Source organism: Xenorhabdus lircayensis (genome assembly GCF_016306625.1).
Classification (GTDB): domain Bacteria; phylum Pseudomonadota; class Gammaproteobacteria; order Enterobacterales; family Enterobacteriaceae; genus Xenorhabdus; species Xenorhabdus lircayensis.
In genome coordinates this window covers 1-584 of the sequence record NZ_JACOII010000007.1, presented here as the reverse complement: position 1 = coordinate 584, position 584 = coordinate 1, and the positions used below count along the sequence as shown (strand labels likewise).

Genomic DNA, 584 nt, shown 5'->3' with positions numbered 1-584 from the left:
GCGTTCGGCACCGAATCACTGGGGGCGAAAAAGCTGTCCTCCAAAATCATCCGGGTATCCAGCGAGCTGTTGCTGGACTCCGGCATTGACATGGAAGCCTATCTGGCCAAACGCATTGCCGAACGTATCGGGCGCGGCGAGGCCAGGTATCTGGTGAAAGGCACCGGCACGGGCAGCCCACAACAACCCAAGGGGCTGGAAACCTCGGTGACCGGTACGGTGGATGCGGCGGCCAAGTTTAGCTGGAAAGACATGAACGCCCTGAAACATGCCATTGACCCGGCGTACCGCAACGCGGGGACCTTCCGCTGGGCGTTCAATGACAGCACACTGAAAGTCATTACGGAAATGGAAGACGGGCAGGGCCGCCCGCTGTGGCTGCCGGAAATTGCCGGGGTGGTGCCGTCTACCGTACTGGGGGTGTCTTACGTGATTGATCAGGCGATTGCCGATCTGGGCGCGGGCAACAAGTTCATCTACTGTGGGGACTTTGACCGCTTCATCGTCCGCCGGGTGGCCTATATGACCCTGAAACGCCTGGTTGAGCGTTACGCCGAGTACGATCAGGTCGCGTTTCTGGCCTT

1 protein-coding gene is annotated in these 584 nt (G+C 59.8%); it reads left to right on the top strand.

Translation table 11 applies throughout. From position 1 onward, the window contains the following. A partial coding sequence (locus H8A87_RS19700; protein WP_232370002.1) for a phage major capsid protein occupies positions 1–584 on the top strand: 584 nt, incomplete at both ends.